The 18,679-nt window shown below is 58.8% G+C and carries 16 protein-coding genes and 3 pseudogenes; 11 read left to right on the top strand and 8 right to left on the bottom strand.

The genetic code is table 11. The features are described from left to right. Nucleotides 1–267 precede the first annotated feature (267 nt). From N2603_RS38565 to panC, 3 genes and pseudogenes are all read left to right on the top strand, one after another. Nucleotides 268–1,086 carry an HpcH/HpaI aldolase/citrate lyase family protein gene (locus N2603_RS38565; protein WP_260386282.1) on the top strand — a complete coding sequence of 273 codons (819 nt, stop codon included), beginning with the start codon at nucleotides 268–270 and terminating at the stop codon, nucleotides 1,084–1,086. A 153-nt stretch (nucleotides 1,087–1,239) separates the two neighbouring features. Further along, nucleotides 1,240–2,112, top strand: a complete 873-nt coding sequence (gene panB / locus N2603_RS38560) for a 3-methyl-2-oxobutanoate hydroxymethyltransferase (RefSeq protein WP_260386281.1) — start codon at nucleotides 1,240–1,242, stop codon at nucleotides 2,110–2,112. Between the two features lie 13 nt (nucleotides 2,113–2,125). Further along, nucleotides 2,126–3,011, top strand: a pseudogene (gene panC / locus N2603_RS38555) (pantoate--beta-alanine ligase). A 313-nt stretch (nucleotides 3,012–3,324) separates the two neighbouring features. Here the strand turns inward: panC and N2603_RS38550 are convergent. Beyond that, a complete protein-coding gene (locus N2603_RS38550) occupies nucleotides 3,325–3,573 on the bottom strand; it encodes a hypothetical protein (protein ID WP_260386280.1) in 249 nt (82 codons plus the stop codon). A gap of 1,895 nt (nucleotides 3,574–5,468) precedes the next feature. Here N2603_RS38550 and N2603_RS38545 point away from each other — a divergent pair. Together N2603_RS38545 and N2603_RS38540 are read left to right on the top strand one after the other, a co-directional pair. Further along, nucleotides 5,469–6,176, top strand: a complete 708-nt coding sequence (locus N2603_RS38545; RefSeq protein ID WP_260386279.1) for a CoA transferase subunit A — start codon at nucleotides 5,469–5,471, stop codon at nucleotides 6,174–6,176. 88 nt (nucleotides 6,177–6,264) lie between these two features. Then, complete coding sequence (locus N2603_RS38540) at nucleotides 6,265–6,915, top strand: 3-oxoacid CoA-transferase subunit B (RefSeq protein ID WP_260386278.1); 651 nt, start codon at nucleotides 6,265–6,267, stop codon at nucleotides 6,913–6,915. 708 nt (nucleotides 6,916–7,623) lie between these two features. Here N2603_RS38540 and N2603_RS38535 read toward each other — a convergent pair. From N2603_RS38535 to tnpA, 5 genes are all read right to left on the bottom strand, one after another. Then, the gene (locus N2603_RS38535; RefSeq protein ID WP_260386277.1) at nucleotides 7,624–8,481 is read right to left on the bottom strand and encodes an IS3 family transposase; all 858 of its coding nucleotides are present in this window, start codon (nucleotides 8,479–8,481) and stop codon (nucleotides 7,624–7,626) included. Beyond that, the gene (locus tag N2603_RS38530; protein ID WP_260386276.1) at nucleotides 8,478–8,834 is read right to left on the bottom strand and encodes a helix-turn-helix domain-containing protein; all 357 of its coding nucleotides are present in this window, start codon (nucleotides 8,832–8,834) and stop codon (nucleotides 8,478–8,480) included. Before N2603_RS38530 ends, N2603_RS38535 begins: the two co-directional genes overlap by 4 nt. Before the next feature lie 1,256 nt (nucleotides 8,835–10,090). After that, on the bottom strand, nucleotides 10,091–11,662 hold the full coding sequence (gene tnpC, locus N2603_RS38525) for an IS66 family transposase (RefSeq protein ID WP_260424359.1): 1,572 nt from the start codon (nucleotides 11,660–11,662) through the stop codon (nucleotides 10,091–10,093). Nucleotides 11,663–11,735: 73 nt separating this feature from the next. After that, nucleotides 11,736–12,083 (bottom strand): IS66 family insertion sequence element accessory protein TnpB, encoded by a 348-nt coding sequence (gene tnpB / locus N2603_RS38520; RefSeq protein WP_092239832.1) that lies wholly within the window; start codon nucleotides 12,081–12,083, stop codon nucleotides 11,736–11,738. Continuing rightward, the gene (gene tnpA, locus N2603_RS38515; RefSeq protein WP_260386275.1) at nucleotides 12,080–12,490 is read right to left on the bottom strand and encodes an IS66-like element accessory protein TnpA; all 411 of its coding nucleotides are present in this window, start codon (nucleotides 12,488–12,490) and stop codon (nucleotides 12,080–12,082) included. Before tnpA ends, tnpB begins: the two co-directional genes overlap by 4 nt. A gap of 166 nt (nucleotides 12,491–12,656) precedes the next feature. Here tnpA and N2603_RS38510 point away from each other — a divergent pair. Both N2603_RS38510 and N2603_RS38505 read left to right on the top strand, forming a co-directional pair. Beyond that, nucleotides 12,657–12,830, top strand: a pseudogene (locus N2603_RS38510) (transposase DNA-binding-containing protein); the annotation flags it as partial. 263 nt (nucleotides 12,831–13,093) lie between these two features. After that, a complete protein-coding gene (locus N2603_RS38505) occupies nucleotides 13,094–14,113 on the top strand; it encodes an IS4 family transposase (protein WP_260386274.1) in 1,020 nt (339 codons plus the stop codon). 354 nt (nucleotides 14,114–14,467) lie between these two features. Here N2603_RS38505 and N2603_RS45055 read toward each other — a convergent pair whose 3' ends face one another. Both N2603_RS45055 and N2603_RS38500 read right to left on the bottom strand, forming a co-directional pair. After that, the gene (locus N2603_RS45055; protein ID WP_425248951.1) at nucleotides 14,468–14,671 is read right to left on the bottom strand and encodes a DUF6894 family protein; all 204 of its coding nucleotides are present in this window, start codon (nucleotides 14,669–14,671) and stop codon (nucleotides 14,468–14,470) included. Nucleotides 14,672–15,262: 591 nt separating this feature from the next. After that, complete coding sequence (locus N2603_RS38500; protein ID WP_260386273.1) at nucleotides 15,263–15,433, bottom strand: hypothetical protein; 171 nt, start codon at nucleotides 15,431–15,433, stop codon at nucleotides 15,263–15,265. A 620-nt stretch (nucleotides 15,434–16,053) separates the two neighbouring features. Here N2603_RS38500 and N2603_RS38495 point away from each other — a divergent pair. The 4 genes and pseudogenes from N2603_RS38495 (at nucleotide 16,054) to N2603_RS38480 (ending at nucleotide 18,327) form a co-directional block, all read left to right on the top strand. Continuing rightward, nucleotides 16,054–16,251 (top strand): hypothetical protein, encoded by a 198-nt coding sequence (locus tag N2603_RS38495; RefSeq protein WP_260386272.1) that lies wholly within the window; start codon nucleotides 16,054–16,056, stop codon nucleotides 16,249–16,251. Nucleotides 16,252–16,460: 209 nt separating this feature from the next. Then, nucleotides 16,461–16,655: a hypothetical protein gene (locus tag N2603_RS38490; RefSeq protein WP_260386271.1), complete on the top strand. Its 195-nt coding sequence runs from the start codon at nucleotides 16,461–16,463 to the stop codon at nucleotides 16,653–16,655. An 88-nt stretch (nucleotides 16,656–16,743) separates the two neighbouring features. After that, nucleotides 16,744–17,091: pseudogene (locus N2603_RS38485) on the top strand (hypothetical protein). A gap of 759 nt (nucleotides 17,092–17,850) precedes the next feature. Next, nucleotides 17,851–18,327, top strand: coding sequence for an Lrp/AsnC family transcriptional regulator (locus tag N2603_RS38480; RefSeq protein WP_260386270.1), 477 nt, complete (start codon nucleotides 17,851–17,853; stop codon nucleotides 18,325–18,327). Nucleotides 18,328–18,679: the final 352 nt, after the last annotated feature.

The raw sequence follows: 18,679 nt of genomic DNA, 5'->3' as shown, positions 1-18,679 counted from the left end.
AAAGACCTTTAGCGTCGTAAGCCGCAATGGCCTTTTCCCGATCGAAAGTTTGGAGGGCCTGGTGCAACGATCTGGAGCATTGTCGTCTTCAGACAGACCGGCATCCACCTAGAATGACCGCGTCGAAGCGTCTGCGTTGCCCAACACGGGGCATTGCCTTCACGCGCTGAGTAAAGTTCATAGCCCGCGTCCGCGCTTGATATCTATGGACGATTGTGTTTGCGGATCGTTCGGCAACCGAGTTCACTCAAAGCAAAAAGTGGGTTGATGCAGATTTCCGCTCTTGATTTTGTGGCGCCCCTCTTTGTTCCAGCAAACCGGCCTGAGCGGTTCAGGAAGGCCGCTACTTCGGGTGCGGACGCCATCATTCTAGACCTTGAGGATGCGGTTCCGCCGGAGGCAAAACAAGAAGCGCGTCGATTCCTTCACCTTTGCCGCGGTCTTTCGGATCATCCTGTGCTTGTGCGTGTCAACGGTATGGGTACCGCGTGGCATGGCGATGACGTGGCGCTTGTCTCATCGCTTCCCGTCGACGGGGTTATTCTTCCCAAAGCTGAAATAGGCAAACCGCTGTTGCGGTTAGCCGCTGATTTAAGGCGGCGCTTACCGATAATTGCCCTTATCGAGACAGCTCGAGGGCTCAGGTATGCCTTCGAAATTGCCGCTTTCCCCGGCATAGCCCGGTTAGCTTTCGGCTCTATCGATTATTGCGCCGAATTGGGTTGCTCCCACACCCGCGAAGCCTTGCTTTCGGCGCGATCCAGCCTAGTGCTTGCCTCCCGACTTGCAGGAAAGCCGCCTCCACTTGACGGCGTCACGACGTCGGTAGATGACGCGGACCTTGCAAGGGAAGACGCCCGCTATGCGCGCGATCTTGGATTCGGCGGAAAGCTCGCGATTCATCCCCACCAGATTGAGCCGATCTGCTCAGGTTTTCGCCCCGACGATCGAGAAATCGCGTGGGCACACAAAGTGCTCCGGGCGGGCGAGGGCGCAGTTGCAGTCGATGGCGCCATGGTGGATGCTCCGGTACGGAGTCGTGCTCGCTCCATTCTTGCCAGAGCGCAAGCTCCGCCGCTCTGCTGAACTTGTCAGTGTTGATGGTGCACTCGATGAGCTCAGCGCAGTTTCAGAGTTTGTCCGGGGCGGCCCTGCGCGGGCGGCTGGCTCGGAGCCGGCACATCGTGCCATCTTCCTCATATGCATCATCGCGCAGTACTGGATAGATAGGAATTTTGTATGAGCCACATGTCGGAGCGGTCCATCGAACGCGTCACAATTCCAAGTCTCCAGCAATGGAAGGAAGAGGGGCGCCGTATTGTAATGACTACCGCTTACGATGCCGTTACGGCACGCATCGCCGATCCGGTCGTGGACATCATCCTTGTCGGTGATACCGTCGGAAACGTCTGTCTCGGATTTGAAGACACTTTGCCGGTCAGCATGGCCATGATGAAGCATCATCTCGAGGCGGTCGTGCGCGCAAAGCCTCGTGCCTTACTCGTTGCCGATATGCCCTTTCTCAGCTTTCATCTCGGTATCAAGGAGACGATACGCAATGCGGGCGATTTCGTGCGGCGTGGCGCCGCGGCCGTGAAGTTAGAGGGGGGCGCCAATCGTGTCGAAACGGTCCGCGCTTTGGTCGACTGCGAAATTCCTGTTATGGGCCATCTTGGCCTCACTCCGCAGAGCGTCAATGTCATGGGCGGATACAAGGTGCAGGGCCAGCGAGCCGAGGCCGCCTTACGCTTGCTTGATGAAGCGCACAGACTCCAGGAGGCTGGATGCTTCGCGCTGGTTTTGGAGGGGATTCCCGCCGAGCTTGGTGCGCGAGCGACCGAAACCCTGACGATACCGACAATTGGGATCGGTGCGGGACCGGATTGCTCAGGTCAAGTCCTCGTCTTCCATGATGTGCTGGGACTAACCGAAGGTCGACGTCCCAGATTCGTTCGCGTCTATGAAGAAGGCTTTGCATTGTTGCAGCAGGCGCTGTCACGCTGGGCCGAGGATGTCCGCAATGGTGCATTTCCGACCCCACAAGAATCCTATCGCCTTCCCCAAGGGCTGGAAGACCAGATCTCAAACTGGACGCGTTCGAATAAGGCCTGACGTGGAACTCGACATGAAAACAATTACAACGGTCGCCGGGCTTCGTGTAGCTCTTGCAAAAGCTCGCAAGGCCGGCAAGCGCATCGGATTCGTCCCGACGATGGGTTACCTGCACGATGGACATGTGGCGCTGATCGAGGCAAGCCGCGCGCAAAGCGACACTACGGTCGTAAGCATCTTTGTAAATCCCACTCAGTTTGGGCCGACTGAGGATCTTAGCAGGTATCCGCGCGACCTTCTTCACGACGAAAGGCTGTGCCGAGATGCGGGAGTCTCATTCGTCTTTGCACCAAAACCGCGGGAGGTTTATCCGAGAGGCTTTGAGACCTTTGTTGAACCGGGCGAACTCGCAAAGCCGTTGTGTGGAGGTTTCAGGCCTGGCCACTTTCGCGGTGTAGCGACGGTCGTGTGCAAGCTGTTTAACATCGTACAGCCAGATGTCGCGTTCTTCGGACAAAAGGACTTTCAGCAATGCGCTGTCGTACGTCGCATGGCGATCGATCTCGATTTTTCAGTTGAGATCGTGACAGTGCAAACTGCTCGCGAACCGGACGGTCTCGCGATGAGCAGTCGCAATCAATATCTGAACGGCGAGCAGCGCCAGCGCGCCCTTGCGATTAGCCGCGCTCTGTTCGCGGCAGAAGCCGAATTCCGATCAGGCGAGCGAGCGGGACGTCGACGCTCTCGTAGGAATTGCCAGACGTCATTTGGATCGAGTCGATCTGCTGCAGTACTTGGAGCTCGTCGACAGCGACACTCTGAAGCCTGTCGAAAGTCCCCTCAGGCGTCCTGCGGCTCTTTGCGTCGCGGCCCACGTCGGCAGGACCCGGCTCATAGATAATGTGGTCCTTAGTCAGCAAGCGCACGCGCCGGCCGCGTCGAAGGCCGTAGCGAAATGACGTGGCTCGACCGAGCACGGATGATAGCAAATGCGAGGTGACGCTGGAACTTCCTCCATCGTAGCAGCCGAGTCGGACGGTCCGGTGAGATTACGATCGAGGCGATCTTCGGTGGTAACCAAGACGAGCATGTCAGTCCGGACGGTCCGGCAACACTCATAAGAACAACGATACGGAGGCCAGATATCTGGAAGCATTGGACACCATTACCTCGATGTAGCGCTGCGATACTGCGATCGACCATTCCGAGAGGCAACGATAAGTCTTGCGATCGCGCACTACATTACGATGTGAGCCCCCAACTGTGATGGGCCTATGAGTACTGTGGGCAGACCACTGGCAACGGTGCGGCGCCGGGTTTTCGGTGCGGATAGCCGGTGTAGAAATTCTTAATGCAGTACGGATTCTTGCCGCTTCCGCATTTGTGGCACCTGGTGACGCAATCCTCGTAGGTCACTCCGGGCCGTATCTTTTCAATCAGCATAGGTTCGCGGTGCGATTTCTGAGCAAGTGCTGGACTGACGAGCAACCCGGCAACGAGTAATCCAACCGCGTGCTTCATGTGCTCCTCCTGTCTTGACGGAGGCGTTGATTCAGGCCGCGAGCTCCGCCGAGCTTCTGACCAAGCGAAGCTCACAGCAATAATCGCTTGACCGCTCCCAGTGCGGGATTCAAGCAGCTTAGAATGGCACGTCAATGTTCTCGCCCGCCCCCTAGATACTTAGGCACCATCCCGTCGTTTCCGACGGCCGAGTAAATGCGACACATCGATTCCTGGAGGCAGATTCCTGGAGGCGATCGCAGCCATGCGCAGGCGCGGTCAGGCGCGTCGAACTCCGTTGATAGATCGAAGATCCACGCAGTATAGCAGCGACAAACCGCAAATGATCACAGTAACTAGGATTGCAATACCGGTACAGTTAACCATTCAGACTTGGCTGGCGAGGCACGCGACGCAACGTGCCGCTTCGCTTAGCGGGTGCTCATCAGTGAACTGTTGCGCCAGTATCTGTTCAAGCAGTGGGAATCGGATTGTTGACACGCACTGAGCGTGCGGGCGAGTGCGACGCCGCAAAGAGGGGCGGCTCCGCATGGCATCAACAGGAGGCGAGAATGCGCAACAGCTCTCATAAATCCCTCCATGGGACGGCAGAGTTCTGTGCCGTCTGCGGCGGAAAGTTCGGGCTGATCCGCCACTGCTCTTGGCGGACTGCCCTTTGCTCCAAGAAATGCGTGGACCGCTTTACGGCGCGCCGACAGGCCGACCACAAATGGTTCGCTGCTGCGATCGGCTTGATACGGCCTACCGAGCACCGGTGCCGACTTTGAAGGCGAGTTAGGCAGACTCCGCGCGCAGTTCTTGAGTGGGCCGGCCCAAGCCATGAGTTCAACCCTAACCAGGTTGGGTCATGCGCAGCCGCAAATGGAGCGGAAACAGGAGCAGGGGGCCTGCGGCCATCTGCACCATTGGGATGATTAAGGCCATTGGCTACGCATACCCCGGCAGACGCTCCACTTAAACCGTGACTTTCGGGCGCCGTCGAAGACGGTTGCCTCGATCAGTAGCCTAAAGCCGCTCTACAACGGACGGGCGAACAGGGGCGCATTCGCCTGCCGGCGTAGCTTGGCAGAGTTCTATTGGATCAAACTGACCGACAGGCCTCCTCTGATTGTCCGATCGTCCTTGCAGTCTTGTCAAATCCTCGCGCGTCGATTGACCCGACTTTCTTGATGAAGTTCTGCAGCAAAACGTAAAAATAGCCGGATGTGTGCATGTCAATCTACGAGTCGGCCGAATTTCTTCGTCAATCCAGCATAAGTATCATTTGTAGACGGCGCCAGGTGAAGAGCGCAGGCGAAGGAATCAAGCCAAGAAATGAGCGCACGCACCAGCAGCGTTTTTATCGGATGCCGAGCGCGAGGCAGCGGTTGGGCTAACCAAACACGATGCGCCGAAAGAGATGGCTCTCGGACGCAGTATGGCGCACGCGGGCGATGCGGCCCCGAGGCGTACTGCAGGCCTTTCGGCTTATCGGCGTCATGCCTTTTCGATACTGGTCGCTATGTCGATACCGAAGGCAGAACCTCCGGCCCGAAGCGATCAACATCGTACGCAGTGACATCGTTGCGCAGTCAATCAAGGAGGCGCAAGAGGACCTTCCCCACTCCCAGGTCACTGGTCTTACGCGTGCCCGGGGATGACCCGCACCACTGCATCGCGCTCGGCATTGCGCGCGTTCGCTTCCTTAGGCGATCGCCATCGGCCTTACCGGATGCAATCGGCAATCGGTACAGGACTCGTTTTCAGCAAGCAGCTACGGATCAGGTGCTGGTCGGCCCTCGCAGAGACAAACCCATTCCCCCGGCGCCGACGCGTTGCTACGATTTCGCCTAACAGCCCGGGCCAGTATCAGCGGTCCGCTTCGGACCTTAAGCCCTCCATCAGGTCAGTCATTCATGAACAAGGTCTATCCCGACGCCAAGTCGGCCCTCGACGGCATTCTCAAAGACAACATGATGATCATGTCGGGCGGCTTCGGCCTCTGCGGCATTGCCGAGTCGCTGTCGGATGCGATCGGCGACTCCGGTGTGAAGGGACTGACGGTCGTCTCCAACAATGCTGGCGTTGACGGCATCGGGCTCTCGCGTCTGCTGGAAACCCGCCAGATCAAGAAGATGATCTCGTCCTATGTCGGCGAGAACAAGCTGTTCGCCCAGCAATTCCTGGCCGGCGAGCTGGAACTCGAATTCAACCCGCAGGGCACGCTGGCCGAGCGCATCCGCGCGGGCGGCGCCGGCATCCCGGCTTTCTACACCAAGACCGGCGTCGGCACGCTGATCGCCGAAGGCAAGGAAGTGAAGGAGTTCGACGCCGAGAAGTACCTGATGGAGCGGGGCCTGTTCGCCGACCTCGCCATCGTGCACGCCTGGAAGGGCGACACAGCCGGCAACCTGATCTACCGCAAGACCGCGCGCAATTTTAATCCGATGATGGCGACCGCCGCGAAGATCACGGTGGCCGAGGTCGAGCATCTGGTTCCGGCCGGTGAACTCAATCCCGACCACATCCATACGCCAGGCATCTTCGTGAAGCGCATCGTCGAGGTCGGTACGGCCAAGAAGCGCATCGAATTCCGCAACACCCGCCCGCGCCCCAGCGCATGATCCAGACCCGAAGGGCCGCGTTAGCGCAAAGTGGAAGCCGGTTTTCCGATCAGATCATGCGCCATTAAAGAATCGACAGGAGATCAAGATGGCCTGGACCCGTGAACAGATGGCTGCGCGCGCCGCGAAGGAATTGCGCGACGGCTACTACGTCAATCTCGGCATCGGCATCCCGACGCTGGTCTCGAACTACATCCCCGACGGCATGGACGTCAGCCTGCAGAGCGAGAACGGCATGCTCGGCATGGGTCCGTTCCCCTATGAAGACGAAGTGGACGCGGACCTGATCAATGCCGGCAAGCAGACCGTGAGCGAGCTGCCCTCGACCTCCTATTTCTCGAGCGCCGATTCCTTCGGCATGATCCGCGGCGGCCACATGGACCTGTCGATCCTCGGCGCCATGCAGGTGGCCCAGAACGGTGATCTCGCCAACTGGATGATCCCTGGCAAGATGGTCAAGGGCATGGGCGGCGCGATGGACCTCGTCGCCGGCGTCAAGCGCGTCGTCGTGGTGATGGAGCATTCGGCCAAGGACGGCCCGAAGCTGTTGAAGAAGTGCAACCTGCCGCTGACCGGCGAGCGCGTGGTCGACATGGTCGTAACCGATCTCGCCGTCTTCACCATCGACAAGCATGGCAATGGCGGCATGGCGCTGATCGAGCTGGCCGACGGCGTCTCGCTCGACGAGGTCAAGGCCAAGACCGAAGCCGAATTCCGCGTCGCACTGAAGAATGCCTGAGCGCCTGCGTATGGGCCCGCGTGGCGACATCGTCTGTGCGTCCTGATTTCATCGCCGAAACCATCCGGTCCTCGATGCGCCGTAATCGCGCGGTCAATTCGATGTCACGGCTTGCTTGAACCGCACTGAAGCCAAACTTGGCAGGCAGCGGTCGAGACAGCGAGCACTTTGTATTCAGGCGGAGACAATTAAATCGGATGGTGCGATTGCCGAAATTCGAGTCATTATCGGAGGCATTGCGGCGATCGCCCTTACGGTAGTTGAAGCGATCCGAGAGCCGGAAACCACGAGCAAAGGCGTTACGCTGCGGGCAGCGTCAACAATGACGGCTGAGATAGCAGCTAGCTAGAACCGGTGGGGCTTGGATGCTGGTCCTCATATCCGCCGAACTGCTGCCCAAAGAAGGCTGCCAGCTGAAGCGCGAACTAGGATTTCGGCGGCTTAGAGTGGCTCGGCTATTCTCGGAGCAGGAAGAAACAACGCTAGAAGACACCGACTCTGGCGAACAGAGCAAGGGCACACTCATCGATCACCGGGACCGAGCTGAGTCGTGCGCTCCCGAAGCGTTGGGGGGCCATTTGCGTTGGCCGATCCGGGCCAGACGCAGGATTACAGCGCCAAAGTCCAAATCATTGCATTAAGCATGATGGACTGCACCCCTTAAGTGAGACACGATAATTACAGTGACAGTGGGGTTGCCACGATGCGTTATCGCGCGTTGTTTTGCGCGAACGCGGTTTCGAACTCAAGGGGCGACTGGTATCCGAGCGCCGAGTGCAGACGCTCTTTGTTGTAGACCTCCGCGATGAAGCTGTTGATGTGGCGGCGGGCGTCGACCAAGTCGGCGAAGGCTTTGCCGTTGATCTGTTCAGCCTTGAGCGTTTTCATGAAGCTTTCAGCCTTGGCGTTGTCGAAGGGATTGCCCGGCCTGCTCATGCTGATGGTGATGTCGCGATCGGCAAGCCGCTGGCGATAGGCGATGGAAGCGTATTGCACGCCGCGGTCGGAGTGATGGATCAGGCTGCCGGGGGCCGGTCCCCGAGCCGCGATGGCTTTCTCCAGCGCGGCGATGGCGAGCGAGGCATCGAGCGTGTCCTCGAAAGCCCAGCCAACAGCCTTGCGCGAGAACGCGTCGAGAATGACGGCGAGATAGGCGAAGGTTTTGGCGAGATGCACATAGGTGATGTCCGCGACCCAGATCTGGTCGGGCGCGGACGGCACCAGGCCTCGGACCAGATTGGGGACGACGAGAAAGCCCGACGGCCGTTCCGCGGGCGGCTTCAGGAACGGCGTCTTGCGCTGCGCGAGCAAATTATCCTCGCGCATAAGCCTTTGAACCTTCTTGGCATTCACGACCATGCCCTGGCGCCTGAGGCTCGCCGTCACGCGCCGATAGCCATAGAAGATGTGTTTGAGGCAAATGCGTTGGATCAGGTCGCGCAGCTCGCAATCTGCGGCCTTGCCGTCGTGACCGGCGAGGTGTCGATAATAGGTCGCGCGCGGCAAGCCCGCGAGGCGGCACAGGCGTTGAACATCGGCATGGGAATTGGTTGCCTGCGCTGTCATGGCTTTGACGACTTCGGCGATGCGGATGCGGTTTTGCCTTGCGCTGCCGGCCGCTTCAATGCGCGCAAGGCTTGCCGAAAAAAATCGAGGTCCATCTGCTGGCGGCCCACCAGCCGTTCGAGCTCGGCGATGCGGGCTTTGGCAAGCGCGAGGGCGGAGCGCTTGTCGTCGTACGTCGGAAGCGGCTTGAGCTTTCTGGGACCGGGCTTGGGTCCAGGTTTGCGATTTAGCCCCTCCGGCCCATGAGCGTTCCAGGCTTTGATCCAGTCATGGAGAATCTTGCGGGAGATTCCAAGCTCGCGGGCTACAGGGAGGACGCCTTCGCCCCGCTCCACCCGCTTGATCGCCTTCAATTTGTAAGCCGTCGGAAACTGACGTCGTCCTGCCACAGGTCATCCTCGGAATGCCTGTCACCGTAATTATCGTGTCTCACTTAAGGGGTGCAGTCCAATGAGTCAAATATGGTTACAGTTAAACAATCAAGATCCGGCTAGCGAAGCACGCGATTGAGCGTGCCGCGTCACCCAGCAGGCGCACATCGCCCGGATCTGTTCATGCAATGAGACTTGAAATGCCGACGCCTTACCTGGCGTGCGGGTGTGCTGCGCTGAAAAGGCACGAAGCCTAACGACGTAACATCAAGAGGAGGTTCGCATGCGTAACAGCCTCCGTAATGCCGCCCATGGTACGGTAAAGTGCTGCGGCGTATGCGGCGGAAGGTTCGGGTTGATCCGGCATTACTCTTGGCGGACTGCTCTTTGTTCCAAGAAATGCGTAGACCGCTTAGCGGCTCGCCGAGAGGCCGACCACAAATGGTTCGCTGGTTGCGCGTCGTCTAGTGCAACTCACCAATTACCAGAGAGACTTTGAGGGAGATTACATGGAGCTCTGCAATGAAGCTCAACGTCGGATCATGCGCCCGGCGGGAGAACGCAATGCGAAGAATGCTGCGATAGTCCGCTGCTGATCTGTCGCGTGTCGTATCCCCGGTTCACCCGGTGCTACGTCGCATCACGGCGCGCAACCTGCCCTCATCTGGGTGAGTCACCGAAAGCGACCCATCCGACGTGCCTCTTGCTTGTTGCGGCCCAATCAAGGACGGCCATTGTCCACCAGTCGAATCACGGTGAAGTGGTCGAGACCCAACCTGAAGACACTAACGAGCCAACGCGATGCAATTCATCCTCGTAAATCACAGATCCCCGTGTGGCCATAAGACTTGCGTCGGATGTGGTCGGTTCTTAGGACCAGGCTATCTGCGAGATGTGAGGTCACAGAGACATTACTGCGATCACGATTGCTACCGACGCAACTATTGCAGGGATGTCCTCTTCCCTTACTTCACGGCAAGCGCTCATGACCCGGTGGGTATCCTCCCTCTTGGCCTCCGGGTCTTAATCACCGCAACGTCCTGCTGGTTTCAGATCGCGGGAGCCTCGATGCCGTGGCTCAATACATCCACTCGTGCCGGCGAGCAGCCCAGGACTGACCGATAACCCTCAGGCAAATCCTGCTGAGCCCTGCAAAAGATGGAGCCTCAGGTGCCGAAAATCAGTACGCATCCGGCGAAGGCCCCGGCCAGGCTGTTTTTGGCGGAAGGCTGATCGCGCTATGCGGCGTAGGCGACGTTCTGAGGTCGCCAATTCCAGGGCATGAGTTCGTCAATGCGCTTGGCGGGATGATCCGGCAGGCGGGCCAGCACGTCGGCAAGCCAAGCCTGTGGATCGATGTCGTTGAGCTTGGCGGTGGCAATGAGGCTGTAGATGGCAGCCGCTCGCCGGCCGCCCTCATCGGACCCGGCGAAGGTCCAATTTCTTCTGCCCACGGCGACAGCCCGTAGCTCCCGCTCGGCGGCATTGTTCGACATGCAAAGCCGTCCATCATCAAGGAAGCGGCTAAATGCATCCCAGCGGCTGAGGCAGTAATTGATCGCCTTGGTCGTGTCGTTGTTCCTGGAGAGCTTGACGCGCTGCTCGCGTAACCACGCCTCCAGCTCGACGATCAGGGGGCGGCTACGCTCCTGGCGCACACGCAAACGCTCCTGCGCAGTAAGACCCTTGATCTCGCGCTCGATGGCGAACAGAACATCGACGCGCTTGACCGCCTCGACCGCGATCGGCGCCTTGCTGAGCCGCGCGAGATCAAAGAACTTGCGCCTGCCGTGCGCCCAGCACGCGGCCTCGATGATCGGGCCGCCCTTGCGATTGGCCTCGTAGAGCCTACCGAACCCGGCATAGGCGTCGGCCTGCATCAGTCCGGCATAGCCGGCCAGATGCTGCTCCGGATGCGCACCGCCACGATCGGGCGAGTAGAAGAACACGGCCGCCGGCGGGTCTGGGCCGGCAAACGGACGGTCGTCGCGGACGTAGGTCCAGAGCCGGCCGGTCCGGGTCTTGCCCTTGGCCATAACCGGCACCGTGGTGTCATCCGCGTGGATGCGCTCCGCCGCGAAGACGTGGCTCCGGATCGCATCGACCAGAGGCATCAGGGTTGCCGCGGAGGCACCTACCCAGTCCGCGAGCGTCGATACGTCGAGGTCGATGCCTTCACGCTGATAGACATCGCTCTGACGATGAAGCGGCAGGTGCAGGCCGTACTTGGCGAACAGGACATGGGCCAGCAGCTTGGACCCTGCACGCCCGCGCGCAATTGGATGCGAGGGGGCCGGCGGTTGAGTGATCGCTTCGCAGGCCCGGCAGACGAGCTTCTCGCGCACGTGCTGGATCACCTTCCACTGGCGCGGAACGAGCTCCAGCGTCTCGGTTACGTCCTCGCCAATCTTGCGCAATCGACTGTCGCCGCAGCATGGGCAGGTGGCCGGCACGGGATAGACAATGCGCTCCCGCGGCAAATGCTCCGGTAGCGGCCGGCGGGCTGGCTTGCGGCGCTCGAACGATGGCACCGCGATCTTCTCGGCGGCCACCTGCGCCGCGGTCTCGGCTTGCGCCGCGTTCTCCTCCAGGTCGGCGAGCTGTAGCTCGAGCTGGTCCAGCAATGCGCTTCGCTCGGAGGACTGTCCGAACTGCTCGTGCCGCAGCTTCTTGATCGTGAGCTTGAGCTTCTCGATCAGCAACGTCCGTGCCTGGGCCTCGGCTTCCGCGGCCAACCGGGCCGCTCGCTCGGCGCGCAGCATCGCCTGCAGCGTGGTCACATCGTCGGGAAGAGAATCATTGGCGCCCATCGCCGACCAGAGAATCACAAGGCGCGGTCTCTGTCCGGACCGCTGATCGTGCCACCGATTCAAATCCCAGCGATCAGCCAGCCGCCTGCGGTCGCCAAGTCTGTTGTGGCATCCGCCAGTCGATGCCCTCAAGCAGGTAGCCAAGCTGGGCTGGGGTGATTGTCACCACGCCATCAGCCGACGACGGCCACAAGAAGCGGCCGCGCTCCAGCCGCTTGGCATAAAGCGACATGCCCAGTCCATCGTGCCAAAGGATCTTAATCAGCTTGCCGCTCTTGCCTCGGAAGACATAGAGGTCGCCGCCGTGCGGGTCTCGCTTGAAGGCTTCCTGCACCAGCAAGGCCAGCGAGTTCATGCCGCGACGCATATCGGTGTGGCCGGTCGCAATCCACACCCGCACGCCCGACGCAATGGGGATCACCGCGGCCGTCCATCTGCCAGTGCCGCCACCGCGGCCTTCAGCGTCGCCGCATCGACCGTGCCCGTGATCCGCATCCGAGCCCCGGCCGCAAACTCGATCTCGATCGACCCGCCGCTGCTGGACGGCGCGACTGGACAAGGCATCGGCCCTGCTTCCGCGACCACCATCGCCGGTACGAAGCCAGGTTGATGGGCGGCATCCTTCGGCTCAGGCCGAAACGACCGTCGCCATCGCAGCAGCAATGAGCGCGAAACGCCGTACCGCCGCGCCGTTGCCGCGACTTGGCGCGGCGCCTGCAAGCTCTCCAGGACGATCTTGAGCTTCTCATCCTCGGACCAGCGTCGCCGCCGGCCCGTATCCACCACCTCTAGCCGTTCGACTTGGGCACTGCGCCTATCACTGTCCATAAGGACAGTTCTCAACAACACGCCTCATTCGGCAAGGCGGCCTTCACCGGCTTTCAATTACCCATAACTTTGACCACTCGGCCTGATTTGCTGATCGGCGAAATCTTGAGTCGAAAGAATCACTTGTGATTCCTTGCTGAGCACCTGATTCGCGAGGGGGTGCTCTATGGGGCTGACATTAAGGGATCGATCGGCAAGAGGCCGGTTGCGATCCTTGGAGGGTGAATGTTGGATTGATCGAGAGACTAGTGGATGCGAGTTTAGGGACGTGCGGCTGGGCGACAGATTCCGCAAGCTGCTCACGCAGATTGGAAGCGCCATGGGACAAAGCATTCCGCTCGTCTGCCAGGATTGGGCGAATACCAAGGCAGCCTACCGCTTCTTCTCTAATGACCGGGTCAGCGAAGCGGACATTCTGGCCGGCCATTTCCAATCGACAAGTGATCGCGCCGCAGCCACAAAAGGTCTCGTTCTTGTGCTGCATGACACAACCGAATTTAGCTATCGGCGCGAAAATTCCGAAGCAATCGGCATCACCAAGAGCATAAACAGTGGATGGGATAGGCGGGGCGCCTCAGATCTCACACGGTTTGCGGCATCCTCATGCATTCGAGCCTCGCAGTTACAATCGAGGGTGTGCCGCTGGGGTTGGCGGCCGTTAAGTTCTGGACCCGGAAGAAATTCAAGGGGACGGCAGCGCTTAAAAGGAAGATCAATCCGACCCGGGTTCCCATCGAGAAAAAGGAAAGCGTCCGGTGGTTGGAAAATCTCAAGCAGTCTACGCAACTCTTGGATCATCCGGGACGATGCATCCATATTGGTGATCGCGAGAGTGACATCTACGAGCTCTTCTGCGCAGCACAGGAGATCGGAACCCATTTCCTGATCAGGACCTGCGTCGACCGCTTGGCTGGAGACGGGGATCACACGATCGCTGACGAAATGGACGAGGTCGCCGTCAAAGGGCTCCATCGCATCGAAGTCAGAGACAGCAACGGCGATCCCGACCAGGCCATTCTTGAGATCAGGTATCGCAAGATCTGCGTCCTGCCGCCGATTGGAAAGCAGAAGCGCTATCCCGCTCTGACCCTGACGGTGATCCATGCCGAAGAGCGCGGGACGCCGAAAAACAGGAAGAAGATCGATTGGAAGCTGATCACCGACCTGCCTGTTGGTTCCCGCACCGACGCCATTGAGAAGCTGGAATGGTATGGTTTGAGATGGAAGATCGAGGTGTTCCACAAGATCCTCAAATCGGGCTGCAAAGCTGAGGAGTCGAAGCTCAGGACCGCCCAGCGTCTGACCAATCTGATCTCGCTCTTTTGCATCCTGAGTTGGCGGGTCTTCTGGATGACGATGCTCAACCGTTCCGCCCCAGACGCGCCGCCAACCCTCGCATTGACTGCGACTGAAATCGGCGTGCTCGATCGCCTCGTCAACGATAAACCAAAAGCAAGACGGAAAACGCTCTCGCACTATCTGATCAAGATCGCCCGGCTCGGCGGTTACCTCGCCCGCGCCAGCGATCCGCCGCCCGGCAATACGGTCATGTGGCGCGGGCTGTCACGCCTCACCGACATCGCGCTGGGCGCCATGGTCGGAGGAGAATTTGTGGGTAATTGAAAGCTTCACCGGACGGATACGAAAATCACGGTCGCCCAGACGCTACAGATATCTTCGTTAGCGGAGGGTAGGACGCGAGCGGATGGCTGAGCTGCTCCGGGCCGACGGCCACAGGGGGTCTTTCGAAAGGTCGGGCGAACCGGATAGCGCTCTTCGAGTCCAGCTGCTGCTCTGTGCGCCCTGCATAGCCAAGGCCCGATGTTGCGACAATGCGTTGGAGAGGAGATTGCCCGTAGCTTGAGATGGCACGTCTCGCCAGACGCACTCAGATGTGCCTATCATCGGTCGTATGCATACGATACGCCCGGGCACAGCGGGAGCTTGAAATTGGCTTGGCTTGAATCGGGATATCGATCAGACGCCTATAAGATACGTTTCGTCTCGATCTTTCCGCGTAACGACCACGCTAGTGGTGCCCCGCAGCGAAGGCTGAGTACTTGCAAGCTCCCTCGCAAATCGTTCGGCCGCACGAAACGCCTGCAGCTCGTTTTCGAATGCCAACCCAAAGGGGTCGTCGACATTTTGCTGCCCAGCAAGACTGAAATAGAAGCGAAGCATTGGCTCGCCGACCTCGTTAAAATGGAAACTATAGGCAGAAAGATGCGGTACTCGGTTGTGGCCCGCATTCGGATATGCCTTCGCGACTAAACTGACCACGATGGCACAAGTTGTTGCTTATTGGCGCTACTGCATCCCGTCACAGGCCACACGGGTTGCAGATGAAAAGAATGATCGACTGTGACGGGAGCGACGGCCGATCGAGTTGGAAGATAAGGAATTCTGGCGCATCGTAAGCAGCATTCCATCGTTGGTTGTCACACATACGTCAACTTGAAAGGAGGAACAATGACGCCGATAGAAATCAAATACTCCGTACGTTTCAGACGGATCAGGCATTGTGATTGCAGCGACGGTATCAAGGAAACGCCTTGGACTGACGTCGAAGCTTAAGAGCCCGCAAACCTCACAGAGATCTGATAGAAGCCGTAGCGTTGGTGGCGCTGAGAGATCGCTCGTTTCGCGCAAGCTCCGATGTTCGTCTCACTCGGCTTTCTAGATACCGCAAGCGGCACTCTAAAGTCTCGGCGGACACGAACGCCGAGTGCGAGTTCCTTTAGAACTCCAGAGCGGCTCTCAGCCGAGCTTTCTCTAGACGATTCTCTTGGCAAAATCGGTCAGCTCGTGAAACGCGAGGTCACCAAAAACAAATTTATCGAGTGCTTCCTCTTGTGCGGTCACACTCGCAAGATGCTCGTAAGTCTTGTACGTTAGCGACATCTCGACGACCCGGGCATCGCTTGTGGAGGGCTTGCGCCGCAAAAAGCCTTTCTTCTCCAGTACTTTTGATTGGGTGGTGACGAACGAAGGATCGACGTGGATGAATTGGCGCTACCACGTGCATAGGAACGCCGCTTTCCTTGTCCAGCTCCATTAAAGCCATCAAGATGAGCCACTGTGGCCCGGTGCACCAAGTGCATCGGCGCGAAACTGGCGGAGCTTGTCCAAGCGAAAATTGATGGTTCTGATTTCCCACATCAACCGCCAGACCGTGCCCTGACGCTTTGCTGAGCGAACACCGGCCACACTTGCTGGACTTGGAAGATCCGCAGGCATCTTTTCTCACGGTCGTTGGTCGCGCGTTATACCGAACAAGCGGTCCCGCACATCGCGCGCTCGCGTTACGCAACTCGGATCACCTTGGCGTCACCGCAGCATCAGTTGTTTATCGACGGTGTTCATCATCCTGGACGAGTCAGCGTAATGAAATTCATCGAAAATCCGTGATCAATTGCCGAATTCCGGCGCTAGTCCATTCCTTCATGCGTTAATCACGTTCGGTAGATCGTTATTATGAAGGGGGCAAGCGCGGCGTTTTCATGAACAGATTGAAGGCGGTTTGCGAGGAAGCCACCTCGTTTCAGGAGGCGTAAGGGGAAGGCATGACCAACTACCTTTATCAACTCCGGATGGGCACGTACGCCAATGCCTTGTGCCGGCGCAGCAAACGGGAAAAGCAGCAAACGATCTGGCTGCAGTACAACCCGATGCTGCTAGGGTGCGAGCTCGCGCGACCTGAGCAGCCGTCCGTCCCGGCCGGCAAGTGCCAGAGAAGCAGCGCGAAAATGCCAGCTCGCTGATGTAAACCGCAGCTAGTCCGTGCGGAGTTCGGGAGAGCCTCGGACTGTGCGGGCCGGAAGGCGCGCTGTAGGGCGCAAGAGTGGGTCGAGGTCGCCGTCTGGGAGGCTGAGAATGCCGCATTTGGTTGCCGGGTGTTCTTGATCCACTTGAATTATGGAGCGTCCAGTACGTACTATCCTCCTCACGAAAGGTTGGGGGAGATCTTGAAATGCTCGATGGCCCCACTTCCGCGCTGCTGCGTGCGGTCCTTGACGAAGTCTGTGAAGATATTTCGCGGGACGAGACCGATGTTCGCGCGCATGTTGCGTCAAAGCTTCTGGAGGCGGCCAGCGGAGGCGAGACGATGCCCGACCGCCTCAAACAAATCGGCCGTGACGCCCTTCCGCCGACCATGTGGCGCTAGGCGTCGGCAAAGTTGATGTCATCACACACGTGATTTCCAGGTCACAGTCCTCAAGAGCCTGGTGAGCTATCCGGACGGGTTCGCGACCATGTTGGATGTTAAGCGCGACATGGCCATTTGAGCGACGAGCGGTCGGGGCTGGGCCGAGCGCACGAAGAGATTGGCCGCCCGTGTGCCGAACTTAGATGTTTTTTCCCAGAGACTCATTGAGCGTGTGAACGGCGGATGGCGCATCACTGATGCGGGCCGTGCCACCTTCAAATTCATGGAGGCGCGGCCGAGTCTTGCGCGAGCGATGCCAGAGACGGAGCTCGTCGCTCCCGAGCGGCTGGCACCGATGGTGGCTCAATCCCTCGCTGTCGACCCGGTTCGGCGGCGTCATGAACGTCAGCAGCAACGTCGCACCGCGAAGCGAAGGCGCGACACCCGCTCTTAACCGTGCACCGTGCATTTTCGTCCTGAAGCGGTCCTCCAGAAATTGGTGCGTTCAGCCACAAGTGGAAACTCGACAATGGGATGCCGCGCGCACGTCTGATTGAGACATCCAGTATGTCGATGGTCATGCTGAAGATCCTCCAAAAGGATGCTGTAACACGGGGTTTAGGGCGTCCGCGCTTGCTGAGTTGCATTCACCATATTGCTGCACGGCTGCTAAATGGGCGACGGAGGCGAGACGGGGATACCAATCTGACGTAACTTAAGCTGAGATGGCCGGACGATTTTGTTCACCCTCCCAACGAGACAGTTGTCCGCGGACAGCATCGATAGCGGTAGCGATGGATCTTCGTGCTGGTGCATGCCGCAACGGCCGTGCTTGCCGCAGGCTCGATTGGGCCGCGGACGATTGGCGTGAGGGCCGCGCTTGCGAACCTCTGCGTGCTCGGGGTTGATGCAAACACGGATCCCGCGTTAGACGATGACCTGATCGCCCGGCGAGACCTCTCGCTGCTTGCTCAATCCCAGAGATGAGGTTTTATCGAGCGCAACTTCCGCGTCGGGTCGGGCGGAGTGCTCCTCGGCTTAGTCCGCACAGAGTTCTCTTGTCGCCGGTTAGCTTCGCCGAATCGCGCGCCGCTTAGTCGGCTGCCATTATCCAGGTTTTTTGTCGAAAATCGTTGCATTTCGTCTCTATTAGGTCGATTTTCTGCAACGCAGCGAGATTTGGCGGTGAAGTTCACCTCATTGGTAGCAGAATATGCGATACGATCGAATAGACGCCCGCATCCTCGAGATTGTGCAAAAGAACAACCGTCTGACTTCCGACGTCATCGGGGAAATGGTCGGCCTTTCCGCTACAGCGTGTCAGCGACGACTGAAGCGGCTCCGCTCGAAAGGCATCATCGAGGCCGATATCTCGATCGTTTCTCCGAAGGCGGTCGGTAGGCCCATTCAAATGCTCCTGCTGGTGAGCCTGGAACGGGAAAGTTCGGAGATAGTCGATAGATTCAAGAAGGCCATCAAATCGTCTGCTGAAGTCGTGAATGGATTTTACGTCACTGGCGATGCTGACTTCCTTCTATACATTACCGCGGCGACCATGGAAGATTATGAGCAGTTCACCAGGCGGTTCTTCTATACGAACCCGAACATTAAGGCGGTCAAGACAATGGTCGTAGTAGACCGCGTAAAGGTGGGTTTTGCCATCCCAGTTGAGGAGTCGCCGGAGGATTGATGAAAATTGTGACGCATGCGGCTGCGTCCACGGACCAGGCAGCTCCTAAAGGGCGCGCCATATTGTGCTCGTTACCAAACGTCCTTGTCTGCGAGTCCCCTGAGCACCGCTCGCCGTATCAGCGGATGTTATGGACCTAATCCGAAATTAGCCTGAGCGCGGGGCCTGTAGCCGTAGCTCTACGTAGTCTCCGGACTAATCCAATCGGACCTCGATGACCTCATGTCGGCCGGTTCTGCCAGACAGACCAGGCGCGAGTCTTTTTCAGCAGTCGTAGCTGATGTCCACGCACTTCCACGCGGGGTTCGACATCAACGCTAGACTCTCGATTAGTCTCAGCGAAGCGATCAGC

The sequence above is a fragment of the Bradyrhizobium huanghuaihaiense genome, from assembly GCF_025200885.1.
Classification (GTDB): domain Bacteria; phylum Pseudomonadota; class Alphaproteobacteria; order Rhizobiales; family Xanthobacteraceae; genus Bradyrhizobium; species Bradyrhizobium huanghuaihaiense.
Note: the sequence above shows the minus strand (reverse complement) of the source record. Positions and strands in the feature narration are given on the sequence as shown.